16 protein-coding genes are annotated in these 21,268 nt (G+C 64.5%); 13 read left to right on the top strand and 3 right to left on the bottom strand.

Features of this window, described 5'->3' with window-relative positions; all coding sequences use genetic code 11:
* The first annotated feature begins 16 nt into the window (after positions 1-16).
* From solA to C5B90_RS15540, 4 genes are all read left to right on the top strand, one after another.
* Positions 17-1,159 (top strand): N-methyl-L-tryptophan oxidase, encoded by a 1,143-nt coding sequence (solA, locus tag C5B90_RS15550; RefSeq protein WP_115882883.1) that lies wholly within the window; start codon positions 17-19, stop codon positions 1,157-1,159.
* Positions 1,160-1,448: 289 nt separating this feature from the next.
* Positions 1,449-3,203, top strand: coding sequence for a BCCT family transporter (locus tag C5B90_RS15545; protein WP_115882882.1), 1,755 nt, complete (start codon positions 1,449-1,451; stop codon positions 3,201-3,203).
* 36 nt (positions 3,204-3,239) lie between these two features.
* On the top strand, positions 3,240-3,398 hold the full coding sequence (locus C5B90_RS20905; protein ID WP_199517519.1) for a hypothetical protein: 159 nt from the start codon (positions 3,240-3,242) through the stop codon (positions 3,396-3,398).
* 217 nt (positions 3,399-3,615) lie between these two features.
* A complete protein-coding gene (locus tag C5B90_RS15540; RefSeq protein WP_115882881.1) occupies positions 3,616-6,129 on the top strand; it encodes an FAD-dependent oxidoreductase in 2,514 nt (837 codons plus the stop codon).
* Positions 6,130-6,355: 226 nt separating this feature from the next.
* Here the strand turns inward: C5B90_RS15540 and C5B90_RS15535 are convergent, their stop codons facing one another.
* Positions 6,356-6,766: a hypothetical protein gene (locus C5B90_RS15535; RefSeq protein ID WP_115882880.1), complete on the bottom strand. Its 411-nt coding sequence runs from the start codon at positions 6,764-6,766 to the stop codon at positions 6,356-6,358.
* A complete protein-coding gene (locus C5B90_RS15530) occupies positions 6,763-7,626 on the bottom strand; it encodes a ParA family protein (protein ID WP_115882879.1) in 864 nt (287 codons plus the stop codon). The genes C5B90_RS15535 and C5B90_RS15530 overlap by 4 nt, the downstream gene beginning before the upstream one ends.
* Before the next feature lie 253 nt (positions 7,627-7,879).
* Here C5B90_RS15530 and C5B90_RS15525 point away from each other — a divergent pair, with 253 nt between their 5' ends.
* The 6 genes from C5B90_RS15525 to C5B90_RS15500 all read left to right on the top strand — a co-directional run bounded on the left by C5B90_RS15525 (position 7,880) and on the right by C5B90_RS15500 (position 16,190).
* A complete protein-coding gene (locus C5B90_RS15525) occupies positions 7,880-9,250 on the top strand; it encodes an SLC13 family permease (protein ID WP_115883036.1) in 1,371 nt (456 codons plus the stop codon).
* Between the two features lie 156 nt (positions 9,251-9,406).
* Positions 9,407-10,060: a helix-turn-helix domain-containing protein gene (locus tag C5B90_RS15520; protein ID WP_115882878.1), complete on the top strand. Its 654-nt coding sequence runs from the start codon at positions 9,407-9,409 to the stop codon at positions 10,058-10,060.
* Positions 10,061-10,243: 183 nt separating this feature from the next.
* A complete protein-coding gene (locus C5B90_RS15515) occupies positions 10,244-12,112 on the top strand; it encodes an ABC transporter substrate-binding protein (RefSeq protein WP_115882877.1) in 1,869 nt (622 codons plus the stop codon).
* Between the two features lie 51 nt (positions 12,113-12,163).
* Positions 12,164-13,159 carry an ABC transporter permease gene (locus C5B90_RS15510; protein ID WP_042661704.1) on the top strand — a complete coding sequence of 332 codons (996 nt, stop codon included), beginning with the start codon at positions 12,164-12,166 and terminating at the stop codon, positions 13,157-13,159.
* Positions 13,156-14,076, top strand: a complete 921-nt coding sequence (locus tag C5B90_RS15505; protein WP_115882876.1) for an ABC transporter permease — start codon at positions 13,156-13,158, stop codon at positions 14,074-14,076. Before C5B90_RS15510 ends, C5B90_RS15505 begins: the two co-directional genes overlap by 4 nt.
* Positions 14,073-16,190 carry an ABC transporter ATP-binding protein gene (locus C5B90_RS15500; protein ID WP_115882875.1) on the top strand — a complete coding sequence of 706 codons (2,118 nt, stop codon included), beginning with the start codon at positions 14,073-14,075 and terminating at the stop codon, positions 16,188-16,190. Before C5B90_RS15505 ends, C5B90_RS15500 begins: the two co-directional genes overlap by 4 nt.
* A gap of 384 nt (positions 16,191-16,574) precedes the next feature.
* Here the strand turns inward: C5B90_RS15500 and C5B90_RS15495 are convergent, their stop codons facing one another.
* Positions 16,575-17,615, bottom strand: a complete 1,041-nt coding sequence (locus C5B90_RS15495; RefSeq protein WP_115882874.1) for a zinc-binding dehydrogenase — start codon at positions 17,613-17,615, stop codon at positions 16,575-16,577.
* 98 nt (positions 17,616-17,713) lie between these two features.
* Between C5B90_RS15495 and C5B90_RS15490 the strand changes: the two genes are divergently transcribed.
* The 3 genes from C5B90_RS15490 to gfo6 all read left to right on the top strand — a co-directional run bounded on the left by C5B90_RS15490 (position 17,714) and on the right by gfo6 (position 21,222).
* Positions 17,714-18,487: an SDR family NAD(P)-dependent oxidoreductase gene (locus tag C5B90_RS15490; RefSeq protein WP_115882873.1), complete on the top strand. Its 774-nt coding sequence runs from the start codon at positions 17,714-17,716 to the stop codon at positions 18,485-18,487.
* Between the two features lie 738 nt (positions 18,488-19,225).
* Positions 19,226-20,095, top strand: coding sequence for a fumarylacetoacetate hydrolase family protein (locus tag C5B90_RS15485; RefSeq protein ID WP_115882872.1), 870 nt, complete (start codon positions 19,226-19,228; stop codon positions 20,093-20,095).
* Entirely contained in the window at positions 20,092-21,222 is a 1,131-nt protein-coding gene (gfo6, locus tag C5B90_RS15480) for a D-xylose 1-dehydrogenase Gfo6 (RefSeq protein ID WP_115882871.1), read from the top strand. The genes C5B90_RS15485 and gfo6 overlap by 4 nt, the downstream gene beginning before the upstream one ends.
* Positions 21,223-21,268 lie beyond the last annotated feature (46 nt).

Raw genomic sequence — 21,268 nt, 5'->3', positions numbered from 1 at the left:
CGAAGCGCCGGACACAATGAGTGTCCGCGACGACCGATACGACGTCGCCGTCGTCGGGGTCGGCGGGATGGGAAGCGCGACCGCGTACCACCTCGCCGACCGCGGCCTCGACGTCGTCGGTCTCGAACGCTACGACATCCCCCACTCGCAGGGGTCGTCTCACGGCATCACCCGCATCATCCGCCGCGCGTACTACGAACACCCCTCGTACGTCCCGCTCATCGAACGCGCGTACGACCTCTGGGACGACCTCGCCGAGGAGACCGGCCGCGAGGTCATCCACCGAACCGGCTCCATCGACGCCGGACCAGAGGACAACGACGTGTTCGCGGGTTCGAAACGCTCCTGTGAGGAACACGACATCCCGCACGAGGTGCTGACCGGCGCGGAGGTCAACGAGCGGTTCCCCGGCTACGAACTCCCCGAGGAGTACCGCGCGGTCTATCAGGAAGACGGCGGGTTCATCGTCCCCGAACAGGCGATTATCGCGCACACCGAAGCGGCGCAGGCCCGGGGTGCCGAGATTCGCGCCCGCGAACGGGTCGAAGACTGGGCGGAGACGAACGACGGCGGGGTGCGCGTCCGCACCGACCGCGGCGTGTACGTCGCGGACGCGCTCGTGCTCGCCGCGGGCGCGTGGAACTACAAACTCGCCGACGCGCTCGATGGGCTCGCAATCCCCGAGCGACAGGCGCTCGCGTGGTTCCAGCCCGAGTCGCCGACGACGTTCGCGCCCGAGGAGTTCCCCGTCTGGAACCTCAGCGTCCCCGAGGGTCGGTTCTACGGATTCCCGGTCCACGACGTGCCGGGGTTCAAACTCGGCAAGTACCACCACCGCGACGAGGAGGTTGACCCTGACGACTTCGACCGCGAGCCGAACCGCGCCGACGAGGCGATACTCCGGGACGTCACGGAGAAGTACTTCCCGGAGGCCGCGGGGCCGACGATGTCGCTCGCGACGTGCATGTTCACGAACTCGCCGGACGAGCACTTCATCCTCGACACGCTGCCGGACCACCCGCAGGTCGCCGTGGGAGCCGGCTTTTCGGGACACGGCTTCAAGTTCGCCAGCGTCATCGGCGAAATCCTCGCCGACCTTGTCGTCGAAGGCGAGAGCGACCTGCCGCTCGACATGTTCTCGCTCGACCGGTTCGAGTGACGACGGGCGGCCGAGCTTGCCGCTCGTCAACCGATTCGGCGATATAACTTTCGTAACTTTTCTTCATTTGCGTATAAATGCCACTATTATCGAAGACGACTTGTTATGATGTGTAATACCGATGGGATGGTTGAATCGTGAGGGGTGTGGTCTCGTGTCATGGTCAGAGCGGACGCGTCGAAGCCGATGCGGACCGTCTCTCGACGGTGACAGCGGGTGGCCCCAAAGCGGGGAAACGATATGAACGAACACGAACTCAGGCGGCGGTTATCAACGGAGGCTGTATCGAATGACGAATAGCAACGATTCGTCCGACCGGTCGACGAACGACTTGCAGGCGGACGTATTCTACCCCGAGACGGAGCGCGAACCCGGCGACGGAAACATCCAGCGGTGGGGGCTCGATATCCATCCCGTCGTCTTCCCGGCCGCGCTCTTGGTCATCGGCGTCTTCGTCGCGGCGACGCTCATTCTCGGCGAGCAGGCGGCGAGCGTCTACTCGGCCGTCAGGGGCTTTTTCGAGGGTAACTTCGGGTGGTTCTTCCTCCTGTCGGTGAACCTCTTTATCGTGGTCTTGGCGTACTTCGCGCTGAGTAAGTACGGAAAGATAACGCTCGGCGGTGTCGAGGCCGAAAAGGAGTTCAGCGACTTCTCGTGGATGGCGATGCTGTTCAGCGCGGGCATGGGTATTGGGCTCATGTTCTACAGCGTCTCGGAGCCGCTGTACTACTTCACCAACGTCCCCGGCTTCTTCGACGCCGAGGCCGGGTCCGGCGGTGCGGGTATCGCGGCGATGACACAGACGTTCTTCCATTGGGGATTCCACCCGTGGGCCATCTACGGTCTCGTGGGACTGGGGCTCGCGTTCTTCTCGTTCAACAGGGGGCTCCCACTCACCTTCCGGTCGATTTTCTGGCCGCTCCTCGGCGAGCGAATCTACGGCTGGCCGGGCCACCTCATCGACCTCGTGTCGGTGTTCGCGACGCTGTTCGGCCTCGCCACGTCGCTCGGCCTCGGCGTCGCACAGATAAACACGGGCCTGTCGTACATCCTCGGCGAGAGCATGCTCGGCGTCCTGAGCGTTCCGAACAACACGGGGATGCAGATCGGGCTCATCGCCGTGATTACCCTCATCGCCACCGCGTCGGTCGCGGCCGGCCTCGAAGACGGCATCCGGCGTCTGAGCACGCTGAACGTCTTTCTGATGTTCGTCCTGTTGGCGTTCGTGCTCGTCGCCGGCGCGACGATGAGCATCTTCGGCGCGTGGGTGCAGGGTCTCGGGAACTACTTCAGCGACTTCCTCTCGCTCGCGTTCTTCACCGGGACGCTCGGCGACGGCGCGTCAACCGTCAACGGCTGGACGGTGTTCTACTGGGCGTGGTGGATTGCTTGGTCACCGTTCGTCGGTATGTTCGTCGCGCGCATCTCGAAGGGGCGGACGGTCCGCGAGTTCGTCTTCGGCGTGTTCGTCCTGCCGTCGCTGTTCTCGACGGTCTGGCTCTCGGCGTTCGGCGGGAGCGCGCTGTTCAACTCGCTCCAGGGTAACGGCGCAGTCCTCTCGACTTACGGCGAGGCCGGACAGACGGTCGCGATGTTCGCGCTCCTCGAACAGTTCCCGTTCAGCGCCGTCACGGGACTGCTCGCCGTGACGCTCGTGGTGACGTTCTTCGTGACCTCCTCCGACTCGGGGTCGCTCGTCGTCGACCACCTCACGTCGGGCGGCAAGCACGACGTGCCGCGGACCCAACGCATCTTCTGGGCGGTCGTCGAGGGCCTCGTCGCGGCGCTTCTCCTCTACGGCGGCGGCCTCGGCGCGCTCCAGACCGCGGCCATCGCGACGGGATTCCCGTTCGCCGTCGTCCTCGTCGTCATGTGCTACACGGTCTATCTCGGTCTCGACAAGGAGTACGAACTCCTGCAGTCCGAGGAGTTCGCCGAGCGAATCGAGAACTTGGCGGACGAGGACATCGACATCGACGTCGGTCGCTCTCGGACGTCGGTCGTGACCAACGTCCAAGAGAACCCCGGCACGACGGACGACTAACGACGGAGTCACCGAACTGATGACTCGATGCTATCGATGAACGCGCTCGCTGTCGTTTCGGCGGCGTTCGCGGTTTTCCTTTTCGTCGTTGCGCTGTTCGCGATGACGGTCGGTGAGCTACGGGGCGCTGGTCTCGCGTTCCTGAGCGCCAGCCTCGTCATCTACCTCAGAGAGAAGCACCTCGTCGGCGAGTGACGCTCGTCGGCGAACGCTCCATTGGCGAACGCTCCATTGGCGAACGCTCCATTGGCGAACGCTCCATTGGCGAACGCTGCTCGTCGGCGCTCTCTCCTCGTGTAAACGACGCTCGTCCCGTGGCGAAACCCGGCTCTCACCACCCCCCGGTACGTATACACCTCAGATAGTGGACCCGGAGAGATATCCGGGGGCCGCAGTCACTACTGTTTGGTATATGAGCACATGGACTACGTTTCCCGAACGCGCCGGAACGGTCGTTGTCGGGGCCGGCTGTGTCGGTTGTAGCGCGGCGTATCACCTCGCCGAGTCGGGTCGCGAAGACGTCGTCGTCCTCGACCGGGGGCCGCTGTTCGAGACGGGGGGTTCGACCTCTCACGCCCCCGGACTCGTGTTCCAGACGGCCGGGAACAAACTGATGACGGAGATGGCGTCGTACACGCGCGACCTCTACGACGGGTTCGGTGACTTCCGGACGTGCGGTGGCATCGAAGTCGCCTACTCCGAAGCGCGCTGGGACTTCCTCAAACGCAAGCGCGAGTGGGGACAGTCTTACGGCATCGACGAGGGCGAACTCCTCACGCCCGAAGAGGTCGAAGCCCGCGTTCCACAGGTAAACCCTGACGTCATCTACGGCGGGTACTACGTCCCGTCGGACGGGAAGGCTGACGCCGTCAGCGCCGCCGAGTCGATGGCGGAGGAGGCGCGCGAGGTCGGCGTCGAGTTCTACGGCCACACCGAGGTCACGGACATCGACATCTCTGACGGCAGTATCGACGCGGTCGACACCGAACACGGTCGAATCGAGGCCGACGAGGTGCTCGTCGCCACGAACATCTGGGGGCCGCTGTTCGGCGAGATGGTCGGCACGGACATCCCGCTCGTTCCCTGCGCACACCAGTATCTCGTCTCCGACGAACTGGACGAACTCGAAGGCGCAGAGCGCGAAATCGAACAGCCGCTCCTCCGGCATCAGGACCACTCGCTGTACTACCGCCAGCACGGCGAGCGCTACGGTATCGGCTCGTACAACCACGAGTCGCTCCTCGTCGACCCGGCGGATATCTACGGTCCCGATAAGCTCGACGACCTCGGACTCGAATACCCGTCGCTCCGCGAGTTCACGGCGGAGCACTTCTACGAGAACACCCACCCGGACCACGACCGGTCGGCCTTCGACGCCGCCAGCGAACTCATCCCCGGCTTCGAGGACTGCGAGTGGACTTCCGCCATCAACGGCATGTTCTCGTTCACGCCCGACGGCATGCCCATCCTCGGACCGGACGAGGACACGGACGGACTCTGGTGGGCGCTCGCCGTCTGGGTCACGCAGTCCGGCGGCGCGGGCGACATCGTCGCCAGCTGGATGGAAGACGGAACGCCGCGACTCGACGGTTCTCGAGTCAACGCTTCCGGCGCGCACGTCTCCCGGTTCCAATCGCACACGGGCAGTCGAGAGTACACCTACGGGCGCGGCGCACAGCAGTACCGCGAGGTGTACCAGCTCATCCACCCGCGCGAACAGCCGGACGGACAGCGGGCCCTCCGCCGGAGCCCGTTTTACGACCGGCAGGCCGACCTCGGCGCGGAGTTCTACGACAGCGACGGCTGGGAGGTCCCGCAGTGGTACGAGTCCAACGAGACGCTCCTCGAGACGTACGACGTTCCGGACCGCCCCGACTGGCTCTCGCAGAACTGGTCGAAGGTCCACGGCGCGGAACACCAGCACCTCCGCGAGAAGGTCGGCATGGTCGATATGACGACCTTCACGCCCATCGAAGTGACGGGGCCGGGCGCGCTGGAGTTCCTGCAGGGACTCCTGACGAACGACATGGACGTCACGCCGGGCCGGATGCGCTACTCGGCGATGCTCAACGAAGACGGCGGCGTGCTCGCCGACCTGACGGTCGCCCGCCTCGGAGACGAACGGTTCGTGCTGTTCACCGGGGGCGGAAGCTCGGCGACGCTCCACTCGCGGTGGGTCAAAGAGCACGCGCCCGACGACGGCTCCGTCGACGTGACCGCGCACGTCTCCAGTCGGACCGGCATCGGCGTCTTCGGACCCGACTCCCGGAAGGTGCTTTCGGACCTCGTCGAGGCCGACCTCTCGAACGACGAGTTCCCGTTCTACTCCGCACAGGAGACCTACCTCGGAAGCATCCCCGTGACCATGCTTCGACTCTCGTACGCCGGCGAACTCGGCTGGGAAATCTACACCCCGACCGAGTACGGGAGCCAGCTCTGGGACGCGATTCAGGAGGCCGGCGAGGAGTACGACATCGCGCCCGTCGGCTGGGCCGCGCTCGACTCGACGAGCATGGAGAAGGGATTCCGCCTCTGGGGGACGGACCTCACGCCCGAACACAACCCGTACGAGGCCGGCATCGGCTTCGCGGTCGACCTCGACACCGACTTCGTCGGGAAGGCGGCGCTCGTGGAGGACAAAAACGACGACAGCCCGAGCGGCCGAATCGTCCCGATAACGCTCGACGAGGAGGAAGCCGTCGTCGACGCGGGCCACCCGGTGCTCGCCGACGGCGACCTCGTCGGCTACTGCTGTCGGGCGGACTACGGCTACACTATCGACGCCGGCATCGCGTACGCGTACCTCCCCGAGGAGTACGCCAGTTCGGGGCAGGACGTCGAAATTCGGTACGAGGGCGACGCCTACCCCGCGACGGTCCGGTCGGGGCCGCTTTTCGACCCCGACCGCGACAAGATGATTCGGTGAGCGCCGGTTCCTCTCGCGTCACCGCCTCGGTTTCTCTTTGAATCGTTGGCCCCGTCGAACCCCTCCGTCGCTGCTACCGTATTGTGGCTGTGCTGACGTCGGGATGCGTGGAAATCACACACTAGTGTTACACTACTCTAGCGCTGTCACGGTCGTTGCGTTTCCGCTGCCATGTACTCGACTTCTGTCCGTTTCTAAGAGATTTGACTGAGGTTGATTATCCGAATTATTCAGAATTTTCGTCGTCGACACCGCGCTGTTCGAGGACGCGTTCGACGATTTCTTCCGGGTGTTCGGTGGCCACGTCGAGCGCGGCGTTGTGGAGTTCGCTCTTCGTGACGCCCTTGAGCCCGTGGTCGCGGGTCAGGTCCCGCTCCACGTCGTAGGTGATGATGTCGTCGAACTCGTCGGCGACCGATTCGAGCACGTAGAGCGCCTTGTGGACGGTCTCGTCGAACTCGAACGCGGGGCGCTCTCGGGGGTCCACTTCTTCGAGAGACTCCGGTTCTGGCTCCGCTTCCGATTCGGCCGCGGCGTCGGTGTCGGCACTCTCGGGCTCCGGTTCAGGTTCGGGGTCCGACGCGGACTCCTCGCCCCCCATCGCGGCGTCGAGGTCGCCGAAGGGGTCTTCGCTCATCGGGACACCTCGCCTTCTTCGACGATTTGTGCGAGTTCGTCGTAGCACGCCAACTGGTCGCAGGTGCTGTCGTAGTCCCGAAGCGGCATGTGCTCTCGAATCGACGCGTCGATGGCCGAGCGGTGCCGAATCCCCGGCTTCGGCAGGTCGCCGTCCCACTCGCCGTTGTCGATGGCCTCGAACACTTCCGGGTCGGTGTACGCGAAGTTCGGGAGCTTCGACGCGATGTTCGGCTTCGAGACGAGCGCCTCCACGAGCCGTCTCGTCGGGCGGTCGTGGTCGATTCGGTCTCGCAGGTCGGTCGGTACGACCGCGAGAATTTCGAGGTCGAAGTGCTCCCGTGCGGGTGTGATGAGTCGCTTGACCGTCTTTTCGAGCCCCGAGAGCGCCCCCGACTCGGGTCGCATCGGCAAGACGAGATTCTGCGTGGCGTACAGCGCGTTGTCGTTGAGCTTCCCGCGCGCCGCGGGGCAGTCCACGACGACGTAGTCGTAGTCGTCGCCGAGAAGCGGGTCGATGACGCGCTGTTTGAGCCGCGCCGACCCCATCATCACGCCGCCGAGGTCGGACTCGACCTGTTCGATGCGGTCGTTCGAGGGGAGGAGGTCGATTTCGAACTCGGTCTCCAAGATGAGCTCTCGCGGCTCCAACTCGGCGTCGTCGAGGAGCACGTCGCCGAGGTGCGCTTCCGAGTAGAACTCCTCGCCGAAGCCGAGGCCCGTCGTGGTGTGTCCGTTCGGGTCGAGGTCCACGAGCAGTACGTCGCTTCCTCGGTGTGCGAGCTCGCGGGCGAGGTTGATGGAGGTCGTCGACTTGCCGATACCGCCTTTGAGGAGACAGACGCTGACTGCACGTGACATGATGGGGATATCCGTGATAGCGAGATTCTCGGCGTAGTTGAAATAATTATGGTTACCCCGGCTCTTTGGACAACTCAAATTATCCAACTAATCTAAATAATTTAAACACGGCAACTCGCGCCGGTTCTTGCCTCAACTGGCGGCCCGAATTGTCGTCGGCAGTAGCTATTTGAGCCTGTTGTGTGCAGGTAAATTCGTGACAGATTGGTTGCCCGACCGAGGGCTGCGCGCCCCCGAACTCTCGTCGCAGACGGTGACCCTCGCGGTCGCCGCCGCCTTGCTCCTCGCGGTCGTCGGACTCCACCCCGTCTCCGTCCTTCCGGTCCGGTCGCAGTACGCGCTTTCGGTTTTCGTCGTCGCGCTCCTACTTTGGTTGACGAAGCCGGTTCCGTACGCGATTTCGAGTCTGGCCTGCGTCTCCCTGTTGTACGCCCTCGGCGTCGTGGACTCCTTCGAGGCTGCGGTGAGTGGCTTCACCTCCTCGCTCGTGTACTTCCTCCTCGTGTTGTTACTCCTCGGCAACGCGGTCCGGTCGGTGGGGTTGGACACCCAGTTAGCGAACCGACTGCTGTCCCCGGACAGCACCCCTCGTGGGGCGTTTCGTTCTATCGCCCGGAACGTGCTCGTACTGGCGCTGTTCATGCCGTCCGCGATGGCCCGTGCGGTCGCGTTCATCCCCATCGTCGAGGAGGTGACAGAGGAGTTCGACCTCCCGTCGGGAAGCGGGTTCGAGCGCGCGTCGTTCCTCCTCTTGGGTCACATCAACCCCATCGCGTCGATGGCGCTCATGACCGGCGGCGGGATGGCGCTCGTCACCTCGGGCATCCTCGCGACGAGCGTCCGACCGCTCTCGTGGGTCGAGTGGGCCGTCTTGATGATTCCGCCGACAGTGGTTCTCTACGTACTCGCCGCCGCGGCCGCCGGTCTCTTCAACGCCGTCAATGCCGACTCGACTGTCGACCCCGGCAAGCCGGGGATTGCGGACGCGTCCTCCGACGGCGAGTTGACTCGTGAGCAGGGATTCGTCGCGGTGGTGATGGCCGGGACTGTCCTCGCGTGGGTCGTTGGGTCGTTCGTCGGCCTCCCCGAGATTCTCCCGGCGGTCGTCGCGGTCACCGTCCTCGCGCTCCCGGGAGTCGACGTTATCGACGCCGACGACGTCAAGGGTCTCAGCTGGGGCATCCTCTTTCTCATCGGCGCGACGCTGTCGATTCTGGACGCCTTGGAAGCGACCCAAACCATCGCGCTCGTCGTCGACCTCCTCGCGCGGTTCGTCCCGTTCGAGGCGTTCAGCCACTGGCAACTCGTCGGACTGCTCCTCGGGTTCGCAGTCGCCGTCCGCGTGCTCTTTTCGACCGGGTCGGCCGCCATCGTGGTGATTCTTCCCATCGTGCTGCGGTTCGCGGAGACGTTCGGCGTGACGCGGCTCTATCTCGGACTCGCGGTCCTCCTCGTTGTGGGGTCGACCACGATTCTCCCGTTCAATACGACCGCCGTGCTCGTCTCGCTCGACCGCGGCCCGTTGACGAATCGGGACGTGACGCTGTTCGGGTTCGTGACGATGGGCCTGTCGCTCGTCGTCGTGACCCTCTCGTGGCTCTTCTACTGGCCGCTCGTCGCCTGACTCGGCGGCCGGCCCACCGCCCCGTCCGCGTGAACTCGGCCCGGCATCGCCGCCCGTTGCGGCAACCACCTGGCTATTTGTAGGTGAACGGTATCTGCCCGGTACGGGTGAGTTCGCATCTTACGTGTTGAGTTTACGACGGCTCCGACCGGCGTCATGTCGAAGATAGACCGCCGTCTGCGAGACGCCCGGAGCATCGAGTTGGACAACGCGTTTTACGTCGAGGACGGGACGTGGATCGAGTCGCTCACCATCGCCTCCAACGGTCCCTTCGACGTGGAGTCCCTCCTCGCCGACATCTCGGGCGTGACCGTCTTCTACGACGAGGAGATTCCGACCGCCTCGACCGACGTGCAGATACGCCGAGTGACGATTCTCGCCAACGAGTCGTACCCGTTCATCCTCGGACTGGTGCTCAGACAGGAGACGATTCCGAACCGAATCGTCCTCCAAGACGGCGTCTTCGAGGTCGTCGCCACCGCCCAGGACTGGGACCACTTCAGGGCACTCGCCGACGAGATTCAGGAGACGCTCGGGGAGTTCGAACTCCGCTCCGTGACACAGGACGAAGCTCCCGGTGAACCGCTCGACAGCGGCCGATTAAAGGAGGTGTTAATCTCCAAGTTGACCGACGACCAGCTCGCGGTTCTGGAGACGGCATTCAACCACGGCTACTTCCACATTCCGCGGGAGACCTCTGAGACCGAACTCGCGGAGGAACTGGGTATCGCTCAGTCCACGCTGAGCGAACGACTCCGGACCGCGGAGCGAAATCTGCTCGAACTCATCTACGGCCCGCGACAGGAGTAGCTCACACCTTGCTGGAGAATGTTGCCGCTTTTCACCGGACCAGTATATAAAGAGCGATAGATATCGGGGCGTATCGGGAACAGCACCATGGAAGATACTCCATAACAAGCGGTCGCAATGTCGGAGAAAAATCGTGATAGTTCAGGTGTCGAACGTGGAACTGGCCTCACGCGACGCGACTACGTGGCGGCGACGGCGACCGCTCTCGGCGTGACCGGACTCGCGGGGTGTACCGGTGGCGGCGGCAACGGGAGCGGCGGGAGCGACGGCGGGTCGAGTCTCACCCCCGACGTTCCGTCCGGGACCCCGGAGACGGTCGAGACGAAGTACTGGCGCGAGTGGGAGACCATCGACGCCGACGAACCGCCGCTCGACTACAGCGCGACCGCCGGCGCGGTGTTGGACCCCGTCCCGCTCGAATTCTCGAGCGAGGACGACCCGTGGATGCGGGAACACGCGCTCATGGTCCAGCGCGGGCTTGACGCCCTCGGCGTCGGGACGCAACTCAACGACCGACCGCTGAACCAACTGTACGCCCAGAGCTGGGACACGAAGGGACTCGAAGCAATCGTCTCGATGAGTACCCACGGTCCGGACCCGCAACGCGGGCTGGACCCGAACCCGCTTTTGATGCGGCGGACCGAGACGAGCCTCTCGAACTACGACAACTACTACCACCCCGACCTGCAGGAGGTGCTGACGGAACAGAGTCGGGCGACCGACCGCACCGAGCGCGAGGAGCTCGTCGCCGAGGCGCAGCGCATCTTCAGCGAGGACGTGGGCGCGCTCATCACGCTGTTCCCCGATATCATCACCGCGGTCAACACGGAGCGCTGGAGCGGCTACGTCCAGACGCCGGGCAACGGCCCGACGAAGGACTCGTTCGTCTGGTCGGAGGTGAACCTCCAACCCCAGACCGACGACCGGACCTACATCAAGGGCGTGACCACCTCGATGAACTCGCTGAACCTCCCGTGGGCCGCCGGCGGCGCGGAGGCGAAGCGACTGACGTTCATCTACGACGGCCTCTTCGACGCCACGCCGGACCTCGAAGTCGTCCCCGCGCTGGCGACCGGCGGCGGGTTCGTCGACGACACCACCGTCGAACTCACCCTTCGCGAGGGCGTCGAGTGGCACGACGGCGAACCGTTCACCGCGGAGGACGTGAAGTTCACCGTCGAGCTGTACAAGGAACACTCCTCGACCAGTCAGACGCCGTTCTACGAGCCGGTCGAGTCGGTCGAGGTGCTCGGCGACCACGAGGTTCGGTTCAATCTGAAGGGTCCCGACGCGGCGTTCATGACTCAGCGCGTCGTTCGCAGCGTCATCATCCCCAAGCACAAGTGGGAGGACGTGGAGAACCCGTCCCAGCACAACCCCGAGTCGCCCGTCGGCACGGGGCCGTTCACGTACGAGAACTGGGAGCAGGGAACCCGCTTCGAGGTGTCGAAAAACGAGGACCACTGGATGTTCGACGACGACTGGCGGGCCGACGTGCTCGGCGACCAGGCCACGACCGGCGAGGGTGTCGAGCGCGTCATCTGGATAAACGTCGGCAACATCGACTCGATGATTGGCTCGCTACAGGGCGGCGAAATCGACGCCATCGGCACGACGCTCTCGAACTCGCAGGCCGACCGCGCCGCGAGCACCGCCGGCGTCGAGAAGATGACCTCGGGCAACTTCGCGCCGCTCGACACGAAGCTGATGTTCTCCTGTCCGCTCGTTCGCGACAAGGAGTTCCGCGTCGCCCTCGCCAAGTCGGTCGACACCGAGGGCTTCGCCACCGACGTGCTACAGGACCGCGCGACCGTCCCGAGCGGGGAGAACCCGATCTCGGACCTCACGCCGTGGCACACGTCGGACACGACGCACTACGAGTTCGATATTGACGGGGCGAAATCGAACCTCGAACAGGCCGGCTACACGTGGGACGACGACGGAAATCTCCGATTCCCCAACGGGGACGCGTGGGCCGCCTTCGTCGAGCGCATCCAGCCCGGAAACATGCACCAACGCCGCGACGAACTCGGACAGGCGGACTTCTCGTGAGGTGACGAGCATGTCGAACACTACCCATTCGCGCCGTCGGGGGGCCCGACCATGAGCGAGTTCCAGCGCTTCCTCGCGAAGCGGCTCGCTATCTCCGTCGTGCTCACCCTCGTGGCCGTCTCGGTCATCTTCGTCGTCCTGCGGCTGCTTCCCGGGAGCCCGTTCGAGTCGCTCGTCACCGCGGGCAACCTGAGCCAGCAGCAAATCACCGAAATTCGGGCGATGTACGGCCTCGACCAGCCGATGTGGCGGCAGTACCTCAGCTACCTCCAGAGCATCCTGCTGTTCCAGTTCGGCTACTCCATCCTGCGGAGTCAGCCCGTCTGGGGTGTGTTGGCCCCGCGGCTCGTCAACACGCTCATCCTGCTCGTCCCCGCGTTAGTGACGACGGCGGTCCTGAGTTCCCTGCTCGGGATGTACGTCGGTTGGAACCGCGGGAGCAAACTGGAGAAGCTCAGCATCATCGCCACGACGTTCCTCCGGTCGACGCCGGTGTTCATCACGGGCATCCTGTTCGTCATAATCTTCGCGTACAACCTCGAACTGGTGCCCGCCTTCGGGATGCGCTCTATCAGCGCCTCGCCGGAGGGCTACGTCGAGACGTTCGCCTCGCTCGACTTCCTGCACCACTACATCCTGCCGTTTACCGTGTCGGTGCTGTACTACAGCGGCGACTTCCTGCTGTTGGCGCGCAACGGCGTCGTCGAAAAGCGGGGCTCTGAGTTCCTCAAGCTCCACCGCGCGAAGGGGCTCTCGGAGATGCAGCAGCTCGCGCGGGCGGGTCGGAACTCCATGCTGCCGATTCTGACCTACTTCGCGCTGCGTCTCGGGATGATATTCCAGGGACTCATCCTGCTCGAAGTCGTCTTCGGCTGGCCCGGTATCGGCCGCGAACTCGTGCTCGCCATCCAACAACAGGACTACCCGCTGGTGCAGGCGGCCGTGTTCATCATGGCGCTCGCGGTCATCGTGGCGAACCTCGTCGCCGACGTGCTGTACGCCTACTTCGACCCGACCGTCTCGACCAGCGGAGGTGGTGCCGCGTGAGCACCGAGACGAAGCCCGAAGCCGAACTGAAAAAGCGCGTCGAGGGGGTCGCAGAGACGCTCCACAACCAGTTCACGTTCCTGCGGCGCGACCGCCTCGCGTTCGCCGGCGTCGTCATCGTCGCCGTGTTCGTCTTCCTCGGCCTCCTCGGACCCGCGCTCGCCCCGCACGACCCCATCGAGCACACCGTCCGCGACGACGCCGGTTCGATGCTGCGGCTGTCCGAACCGACCGGCGCGGCCCCGTTCGGGACGACCGCCTACGGGAAAGACGTCCTGAGCCAGTTCCTCGCCGGCGCGCAACCGACGTTCATCGTCGGCCTGTTCGGCGGCATCGGAACCGGCGCGCTCGGCTTTCTCGTGGGGCTCGTCAGCGGGTACTACGGCGGCTGGGTCGACGAGGTCCTCATGCGTCTCACGGACCTCACGTTCTCCCTGCCGTTCACGCCGATGGCGCTGTTGCTCCTGACGTTCGTGACGCCGAGTGTCTGGCTCATGACGGTCATCATCGTCGCGTTCCTCTGGAAGATGCCCGCGCGCGTCGTCCGCTCCGAGGTCCTCTCCGTCAGAGAGCGCACCTTCGTGAAGTCGGCGCGCGCCAGCGGCGCGAGCGACCTGCGGACGATGCTCTACCACGTCGCGCCGAACGTGCTCCCCATCGGCTTCCTCTACACGGCCTACGGTATCGCGTGGGCCATCGCCGCGCAGGCCAGCCTGGCGTTCCTCGGATTCGGCGACCCGACCGTCACGAGTTGGGGCCGGATGCTCCGACAGGTGTTCGAATCGGGCAACATGCGCGTCGCTTGGTGGTGGGTGCTTCCGCCCGCACTCGGCATCGCGGCCATCACCACCTCGGTGTTCCTCATCGGACGCGCCTACGAAGAAGTCATCAACCCGGAAATTCAGACCGAACAATGAGCCTCCTCGACATCACAGACCTCACGGTCACCTACTCGACCGACAGCGGAACCGTCCACGCCGTCAACGACGTGTCGTTCAGCATCGACGAGGGCGTCAACTACGGCCTCGCCGGCGAATCCGGCTCGGGGAAATCGACGCTCGCCGAGGCGGTTCTCGGTCTCCTCCCGGGCAACGGCTCCGTCGAATCTGGGAGCATCGAATTCCAGGGCCGCGACCTGACCGGCCTCAGCGAACGCGAGCGCCGCGACGTGCTCTGGGAGGACATCGCCTACATCCCACAGAGCGCGATGGACTCGCTCGACCCGGTGATGTCCACCGGCGCGCAGATTCGGCAGGCGATTCAGACCCATCGGAACGTCACCGACGACAAGGCCCGCGCGCGGGTCCGAGAGCTGTTCGAAATCGTCGGGCTCGACCCCGACCGCATCGACGACTACCCCCACGAGTTCTCCGGGGGGATGCGCCAGCGCGTGACCATCGCGATGGCGCTCGCGCTCGAACCGGACCTCATCATCGCCGACGAGCCGACCACGGGGCTCGACGTCATCGTCCAGGACAAGATTATCGACAAGATTCTGGAGATACAGGACCGGATGGACAGCTCGCTGCTGCTCATCACCCACGAGATCGGCGTCATCGCCGAGACGTGCGACGAGCTTTCGATACTCTACGGCGGGAAAGCCATGGAGCAGGGAAGCGTCGACAACGTCCTCGTGAACCCCACGAACCCCTACACGATGGGGCTGAAGAACTCCTTCCCCGAGATTGAGGAGGGCGACCAGGACCCCGTCTCGATTCCGGGGTCGCCGCCGAACCTGAGCGAGGAACCCAGCGCCTGTGTCTTCAAGGACCGGTGCCCGTTCGCGACCGAGGAATGCGAGGCGTCCCATCCGGACCTCGTCGACCTGCCGAACCGGAATCACCGCTCGGCATGCCACCACGTCACCAAAGCCGCCCAGATGCGGCGTGACGCCACGGACCCGGAGACGTGGGGCATCCCCGACAGCCACGACGAATCGGACCGCGGCGAGGTGCTTCTCGAAACCGACGGCCTCGAGAAGTACTACGAACAGAGTCAGCCGCTCTTGGAGCAACTCAGGGGGAACGACCCGAACTACGTCCGCGCCGTCGACGGCGTTTCCCTGCGCGTCCGGCGGTCCGAAATCCTCGGCATCGCCGGGGAGTCCGGCTGTGGGAAGTCGACGCTCGGCGAGACCATCGCGCTCCTGAAACAGCCGACCGGCGGCGAGTTCGTCTTCGACGGCGAGCCCTACGAGCACTACGCGGACGGGAACATGCGCGAGTTCCGCCGGAAGGTCCAGATAATCTTCCAGGACCCCTTCGACTCGCTCAACCCGAGACAGACGGTTCGGCAGTTGGTCGGCGAACCGCTCACTATCCACGACTACCGGACCGAGGAGCGCGAACGGGCCATCATCGAGACGCTGGAGAAAGTCGGGCTCACGCCTGCGCGGAAGTTCCTCGACCAGTACCCACACCAGCTCTCGGGGGGCCAACGCCAGCGCGTCGCGGTGGCCAAGGCGCTCGTCCTCGACCCCGACTTCCTCATCTGCGACGAGCCGGCGTCGATGCTCGACGTGTCGCTGAAGGTGAACCTGCTGAATCTCCTTCGGGAACTCGCGGACACAGAGGACATCGGTATCGTCTACATCTCTCACGACCTCGCCAGTCTGGTACAGGTGTCGGACCGACTCGCGATTATGTACCTCGGTCGGGTCATCGAGGAGGGCGACGTCGAGTCCATCGCGGCCGAGCCGAAACACCCGTACACCACCTCGCTCCTCGCGGCCGCCCCCGAGAAGGACCCGACGGTCGACCGCGACCGCGTTCTGCTCGACGGCGAGCCACCGGACCCGGTCGACCTCCCGTCGGGATGCGTCTTCGCCCCGCGGTGCCCGAAGGCCGAAGACGAGTGCCGGGAGAGCGAACCCGGACTCGATACCGTCCGAAGCGACGAGCACCGCGCCGCGTGCTACTTCCCGGACGGGGAGACCCCCGCCGCAGACGACCTCGCCGACGACCGCTCGGACTCTCAATACGGGGACCCTGAGTTCTCGTCGCCGGCCAGCGGTGACTCGGCTAGCGACTGACGCCCTCCTTCGATTCCGCTCGCTTCGTCTCTTTGGCGACCTCCCGGTAGCGCCGCGTCCCGATTCGGGTCTGAGGTTCGAACCGGCGCATTAGTATTGTATAGAATAGAAAATTCTACCGGAGGAAATATTTGAGCAGTTTTAAAATTATTGGACTCATATTCTCAAAGATGGTGTGTTATGAAATTTTAGAACCCGAATATGATATATTTGTCCAAGAAAATCAGAAAAGAGTATTGGACATTTACTGTGAATGGTTAAAATCGAGAAATGTGTACTATATGAGTATCTTAATGTGTGAATTGCCGTCTTCGACCGAATATAATATTGTAGTGTATTTGGATTTCTATCTCTGATTTGAACTGCTATCGACCGAAACTTCCCTTACGCCAACTCAGAGACGTCGAACACTGGCTTGCACGTCCCGCCTTCGATGAACGTCTCGAAAGCCTCGTCGGCTTCGAGCAGCGAAAACCGGGTGTCGACGAACGTCTCGCAGTCCACGTCGCCGTCGCGAATCAGGCGGAAGGAGCGCTCGAAGTCCTCGTACATCGAGGCGTACGAACATTGCAGGTCGATTTCGGCCCGGACGAGTGGGGAGTAGGGCATCGAGGTCTCGCCGGTCTGCCCGACGAGGACGATTTGACCGCCCTTACGGACCTCGTCGACGGCCGTCGTGAGCCCCGAGGGGTGGCCGGTCGTGTCGAACACCACGTCGTAGCCGACGCCGCCGGTGTGTCGCTCGCGGCGCGCCTCGGTGTCGTCGTCGGCGACGTTGACGGTCTCGAAGCCGAGTTCCTCCGCGAGTGGGAGCCGATAGTCGGCGTCCTGTCCCACGCCGGAGACGACGACGGTGCCGCCCTGTGCGGCCGCGACTTGGGCCGTGAGCAGACCGATGGGTCCGGGTCCTTCGACCAGCACGCGGTCGCCCGCGCCGACCCGAGAGTTCTCGATGACGGCGCGCGCGGCGATGCTCGTCGGCTCCGCGACCGCGGCGTGTCGTTGTTCCACGTCGTCCGGAATCGGGTGCAGGGCGCGCTCCGGGACGGCGATGAACCGCTCGTAAGCGCCGTCGTGGTCGACGCCGGTGATGACCGCGTCCTGGCAGACGTTCTCCTCGCCGATGCGACACTGATAACACTCGCCGCAGCCCCGAATCGGACGCTCGACCACGCGGTCGCCGACGCCGAACTCAGTCACGCCGTCGCCGACTTCGACCACGCGCCCGGCGTACTCGTGGCCGATGACGGTCGGGAGCTCCATCCGCTCGAAGGCGGATTCGAACTCGTAGATGCCCGCGTCACTCCCGCAGAGGCCGGCGTAGTCGACCTCTACGAGCACTTCTCCCGTGCCCGGCTCCGGTTTCTGTCGCTCGACGAACTCCATAGCGCCGGAGCTACGCTCCACTTTGGCAAGTCCTCGCATGAGACCACATGTGGCACGGGTCCGTAAAAACGTATTGCATGCGGCACTCCCATCGCGCGTTCCGCAACTATCATGTCGGCACCGTGCGGACTGGAACCATGGTCGCATACGAGCACACGCCAGTCTCCGTCAGCGACAAGCGCGTAGTCGTCGTCGGCGGGACAAGTGGCATCGGACAGGCAATCGCTCTCGGATTCGCGAGCGAGGGTGCGGACGTACTCGCAACCAGCCGACGCCAGTCGGCGGTCGACGAGACGGCCGACGCCATCGAGGAGTTGGGCGCGAACGCGGTTCGGGAGACGTGCGACGTGACCGACCCGGCCTCGCTCGAACGCGTCCGCGAGCGCGCAGTCGAGGAGTTCGGCGGTATCGACGTGGTCGTCGCCTCGCAGGGTGCGATTTCCCGCAAGACGGTCCGTGATATCGACGATGACGCGTGGGACCACGTCACCGACATCGCGCTCGGGGGCGTCCGCCGGGTGACGCAGGAACTTGCCCCGGCTGTCGCCGACGGCGGGTCGATTATCAACATCTCCTCGCTGGCCGCGCGCCTCTCGATGGCGAACCTCCCCGCCTACTCGGCGGCGAAGGGCGGTGTCGAGGCGTTCACCCGCGCGTCCGCGAAGGAACTCGCACCCGAGATACGGGTCAACGCCATCGCGCCGGGCTTCGTCATCACCCCGCAGAACGCCGACACCTACGCCGAGGGGACCGAAAAGCGCGAGCGAATCGACGAGCGAACGCCGCTCGGTCGGGTCGCGGAGCGAGAGGAAATCGTCGGCGCGGCGGTCTTCCTCGCGAGCGACGCGTCTTCCTTCGTGACGGGTGAGGTCATCACCGTCGACGGCGGGTTCGCGGACAGCGCCTTCTGACGCGCACCTCCGTATCTTCCTCGCGCGTCGTCATCCCATCGCCGGCCGAGAGGGTTCTCTGGAACACCCGTGCTGGCTTCGATGCGCGGTCACCGCCGGTTCCGAAGGGTGACCAGATAGGCGTTCTGTAATGGAGAACGGGTGCTGAGGCGCGGAATCACACTCGGTCTCGCGTCACGACTCCCCTCGACGCTCGTCTAGTCCGGTCGCTTTCGCCGGCGTCCGCCTTTCTAGATTACAAGCGTACCTGTGTAATCCCGACCGCGACCACCCAGCGTCAAGCGCTTGAGTTGCGCACGTTCCCGTTCGATATCGACACCCTATCGTTCTGTAATAGAGAACTTTCAGATTCGGTCGAGCCCAGGCCGAAGATGAGATGAATGTCAACGATACGCACGCAAAGAGGAACTATCTCTCCTGTCTCTGGCAGACGTATCTCTTCGGGGGGCCAGCAGGCCCGTGGGAACACGTCCGAAACGGCTGAAATCGTGAACGCCGAACGTTCCGTCTCTCTGCGCACGTGTTCTGACATAAAGAACGCCTCTGTCGGATGCCAGCACGACGGTTCCGAGCCCTCGGTGGTCACGTCACGGCCGCCGGCCGGCGGTCGGCTCCCTATCGCTCGGATACTATCTCTTCTCGAACTCGCTCTCGTCCCGCGATTCCGCGCCGTTCTCGCCAGTTGGCGTCCAGGTCGGGACGTACTTTTATAACAATCGATGGCAATGAGCATACTGAATGCAGTACCACCAGCTAGAGGTGTCGGGAGAGCGCCGCCTCACGGCAACTCGCGACTCCACGACGTACGACCTCACGAGCGCCGACGAGGATCTCCGGACCTTTGGGGACTTGGCTCGCGTGGCCGGTATCGCCCGAATACCAATCGATAGACTCGCCGCCGAACTCACAGAAGCCGCCGAGGTAGTCGACGAGGCGTTCGTCGACGAGCACGCGACCGTCCCGGTCGACGCCGAGGAAGTCTGGGCGGCGGGCGTCACCTACCAAATCAGCGAGCAGGCGCGCGAGGAAGAGAGTTCCATGCCGGACATGTACTACGATGTCTACGACGCCGACCGACCGGAAATCTTCTTCAAGGCCACGCCCTCTCGAACGGTCGAACCCGGCGATGCTATTGGCGTCAGAGACGATTCCGAGTGGGACGTTCCCGAACCGGAACTCGGTATCGTCCTGCGGCGCGGCGAAATCGTCGGGTATACTGTTGGCAACGACGTGAGCAGTCGGTCGATAGAGGGCGAAAACCCGCTGTATCTGCCACAGGCGAAAGTGTACGACCGTTGTTGCTCGCTCGGCCCGTGCGTGGTCACGCCGGAAGACATCGACGACCCCCACGAGTTAGAGATGAGCATGACCATCGAACGCGACGGCGAGGTCGTCTACGACGACGCCACAAACACCAGCGAGATGGTCCGTAGCTGTGAGGAGCTCGTCTCGTACTTCACGCGCCACAACACGGTTCCCGAACTTGCGGTCATCCTCACGGGCACTTCGCTCGTCCCCGAACAGCCGTTCGACCTCCAAGAAGGCGACCGCGTCGACATCACCGTCGAGGGCATCGGCACCCTCTCGAACGGCGTCACCACCGTATGACCTCTACACCCACCGACATCACAAACGAGTTCACGCGCCGCGACTGGCAGGGCGACGACGTGACGGGCACCGTCAGGCTCGCCATGATCGGCCTCGGCTGGTGGACCCGCGACGAGGCGATTCCCGCGGTCGAGGAGTCCGAGTTCTGCGAGACGACGGTCGTCGTCAGTAGCTCGAAGGAGAAAGCCGAGGGCGCGAGGGAGTTGGCCGAGTCGATAACGCACGGACTCACCTACGACGAGTTCCACGAGGGCGTCGCCGCCGACGCCTACGACGCGGTGTACGTCGTCACGCCGAACGGGCTACATCTCCCGTACGTCGAGACCGCCGCCGAGTTGGGGAAGGCGGTCCTCTGCGAGAAACCGCTCGAAGCGTCGGTCGAGCGGGCCGAGAAGCTCGTCGCCGCCTGCGACCGCGCGGACGTGCCCCTGATGGTCGCCTATCGGATGCAGACCGAGCCGGCCGTCCGGCGCGCCCGCGAACTCGTCGAGGCAGGCGTCATCGGCGACCCGGTGTTCGTCCACGGCCACATGTCCCAGCGCCTGCTCGACGAGGTCGTCCCCAACCCCGACCAGTGGCGACTCGACCCCGAACTCTCCGGCGGCGCGACCGTCATGGACATCGGGCTCTACCCGCTGAACACCGCCCGGTTCGTCCTCGACGCCGACCCCGTTCGCGTCAGGGCGCGCGCCCGCGTCGACGACGAGGCGTTCGAGGCCGTCGGCGACGAACACGTCAGCTTCGGCGTCGACTTCGACGACGGCACGCTCGCGGTCTGCACCGCCAGCCAGTCTGCCTACCAGTCGAGCCACCTCCGGGTGACCGGCACCGAGGGGGAACTCGAAATCGAGCCCGCGTTCTACAACCGCCAGCAACGCGGCTTCCGGCTGTCGTGGGGCACTCAATCCGCCGACTACGACTTCGAGCAGGTGAACCAGATGACCGAGGAGTTCGACTACTTCGCGTCCCGCCTCCTGACGGAGACCGACCTCGAACCCGACGGCGACCACGCCCTCGTGGACATGCGCGCGATGGACGCGATTTACGCCGCGGCGGAGCGCGGCACCGACGTCGCCGTCAACGCTGACGTCGACTCCGACTCCGCCTCCGCCTCCGACGAGGCGTAAGCCCCGATTCGACGCGTTTTCGCCCGGAGTTTTATTATCGGGGTCG

This window comes from Haloferax sp. Atlit-12N (genome assembly GCF_003383095.1).
GTDB lineage: Archaea > Halobacteriota > Halobacteria > Halobacteriales > Haloferacaceae > Haloferax.
The sequence above is the reverse complement of the archived record's forward strand: the minus strand, read 5'-3'. Positions and strand labels throughout refer to the sequence as shown.

Coding starts and splice junctions, on each gene's coding strand:
- C5B90_RS15545 (WP_115882882.1), top strand. CDS start 1,449: ATGACGAATAGCAACGATTCGTCCGACCGGTCGACGAACGACTTGCAG.
- C5B90_RS20905 (WP_199517519.1), top strand. CDS start 3,240: ATGAACGCGCTCGCTGTCGTTTCGGCGGCGTTCGCGGTTTTCCTTTTC.
- C5B90_RS15485 (WP_115882872.1), top strand. CDS start 19,226: ATGCAGTACCACCAGCTAGAGGTGTCGGGAGAGCGCCGCCTCACGGCA.
- C5B90_RS15540 (WP_115882881.1), top strand. CDS start 3,616: ATGAGCACATGGACTACGTTTCCCGAACGCGCCGGAACGGTCGTTGTC.
- solA (WP_115882883.1), top strand. CDS start 17: ATGAGTGTCCGCGACGACCGATACGACGTCGCCGTCGTCGGGGTCGGC.
- gfo6 (WP_115882871.1), top strand. CDS start 20,092: ATGACCTCTACACCCACCGACATCACAAACGAGTTCACGCGCCGCGAC.
- C5B90_RS15500 (WP_115882875.1), top strand. CDS start 14,073: ATGAGCCTCCTCGACATCACAGACCTCACGGTCACCTACTCGACCGAC.
- C5B90_RS15520 (WP_115882878.1), top strand. CDS start 9,407: ATGTCGAAGATAGACCGCCGTCTGCGAGACGCCCGGAGCATCGAGTTG.
- C5B90_RS15535 (WP_115882880.1), bottom strand. CDS start 6,766: ATGAGCGAAGACCCCTTCGGCGACCTCGACGCCGCGATGGGGGGCGAG.
- C5B90_RS15530 (WP_115882879.1), bottom strand. CDS start 7,626: ATGTCACGTGCAGTCAGCGTCTGTCTCCTCAAAGGCGGTATCGGCAAG.
- C5B90_RS15490 (WP_115882873.1), top strand. CDS start 17,714: ATGGTCGCATACGAGCACACGCCAGTCTCCGTCAGCGACAAGCGCGTA.
- C5B90_RS15495 (WP_115882874.1), bottom strand. CDS start 17,615: ATGCGAGGACTTGCCAAAGTGGAGCGTAGCTCCGGCGCTATGGAGTTC.
- C5B90_RS15510 (WP_042661704.1), top strand. CDS start 12,164: ATGAGCGAGTTCCAGCGCTTCCTCGCGAAGCGGCTCGCTATCTCCGTC.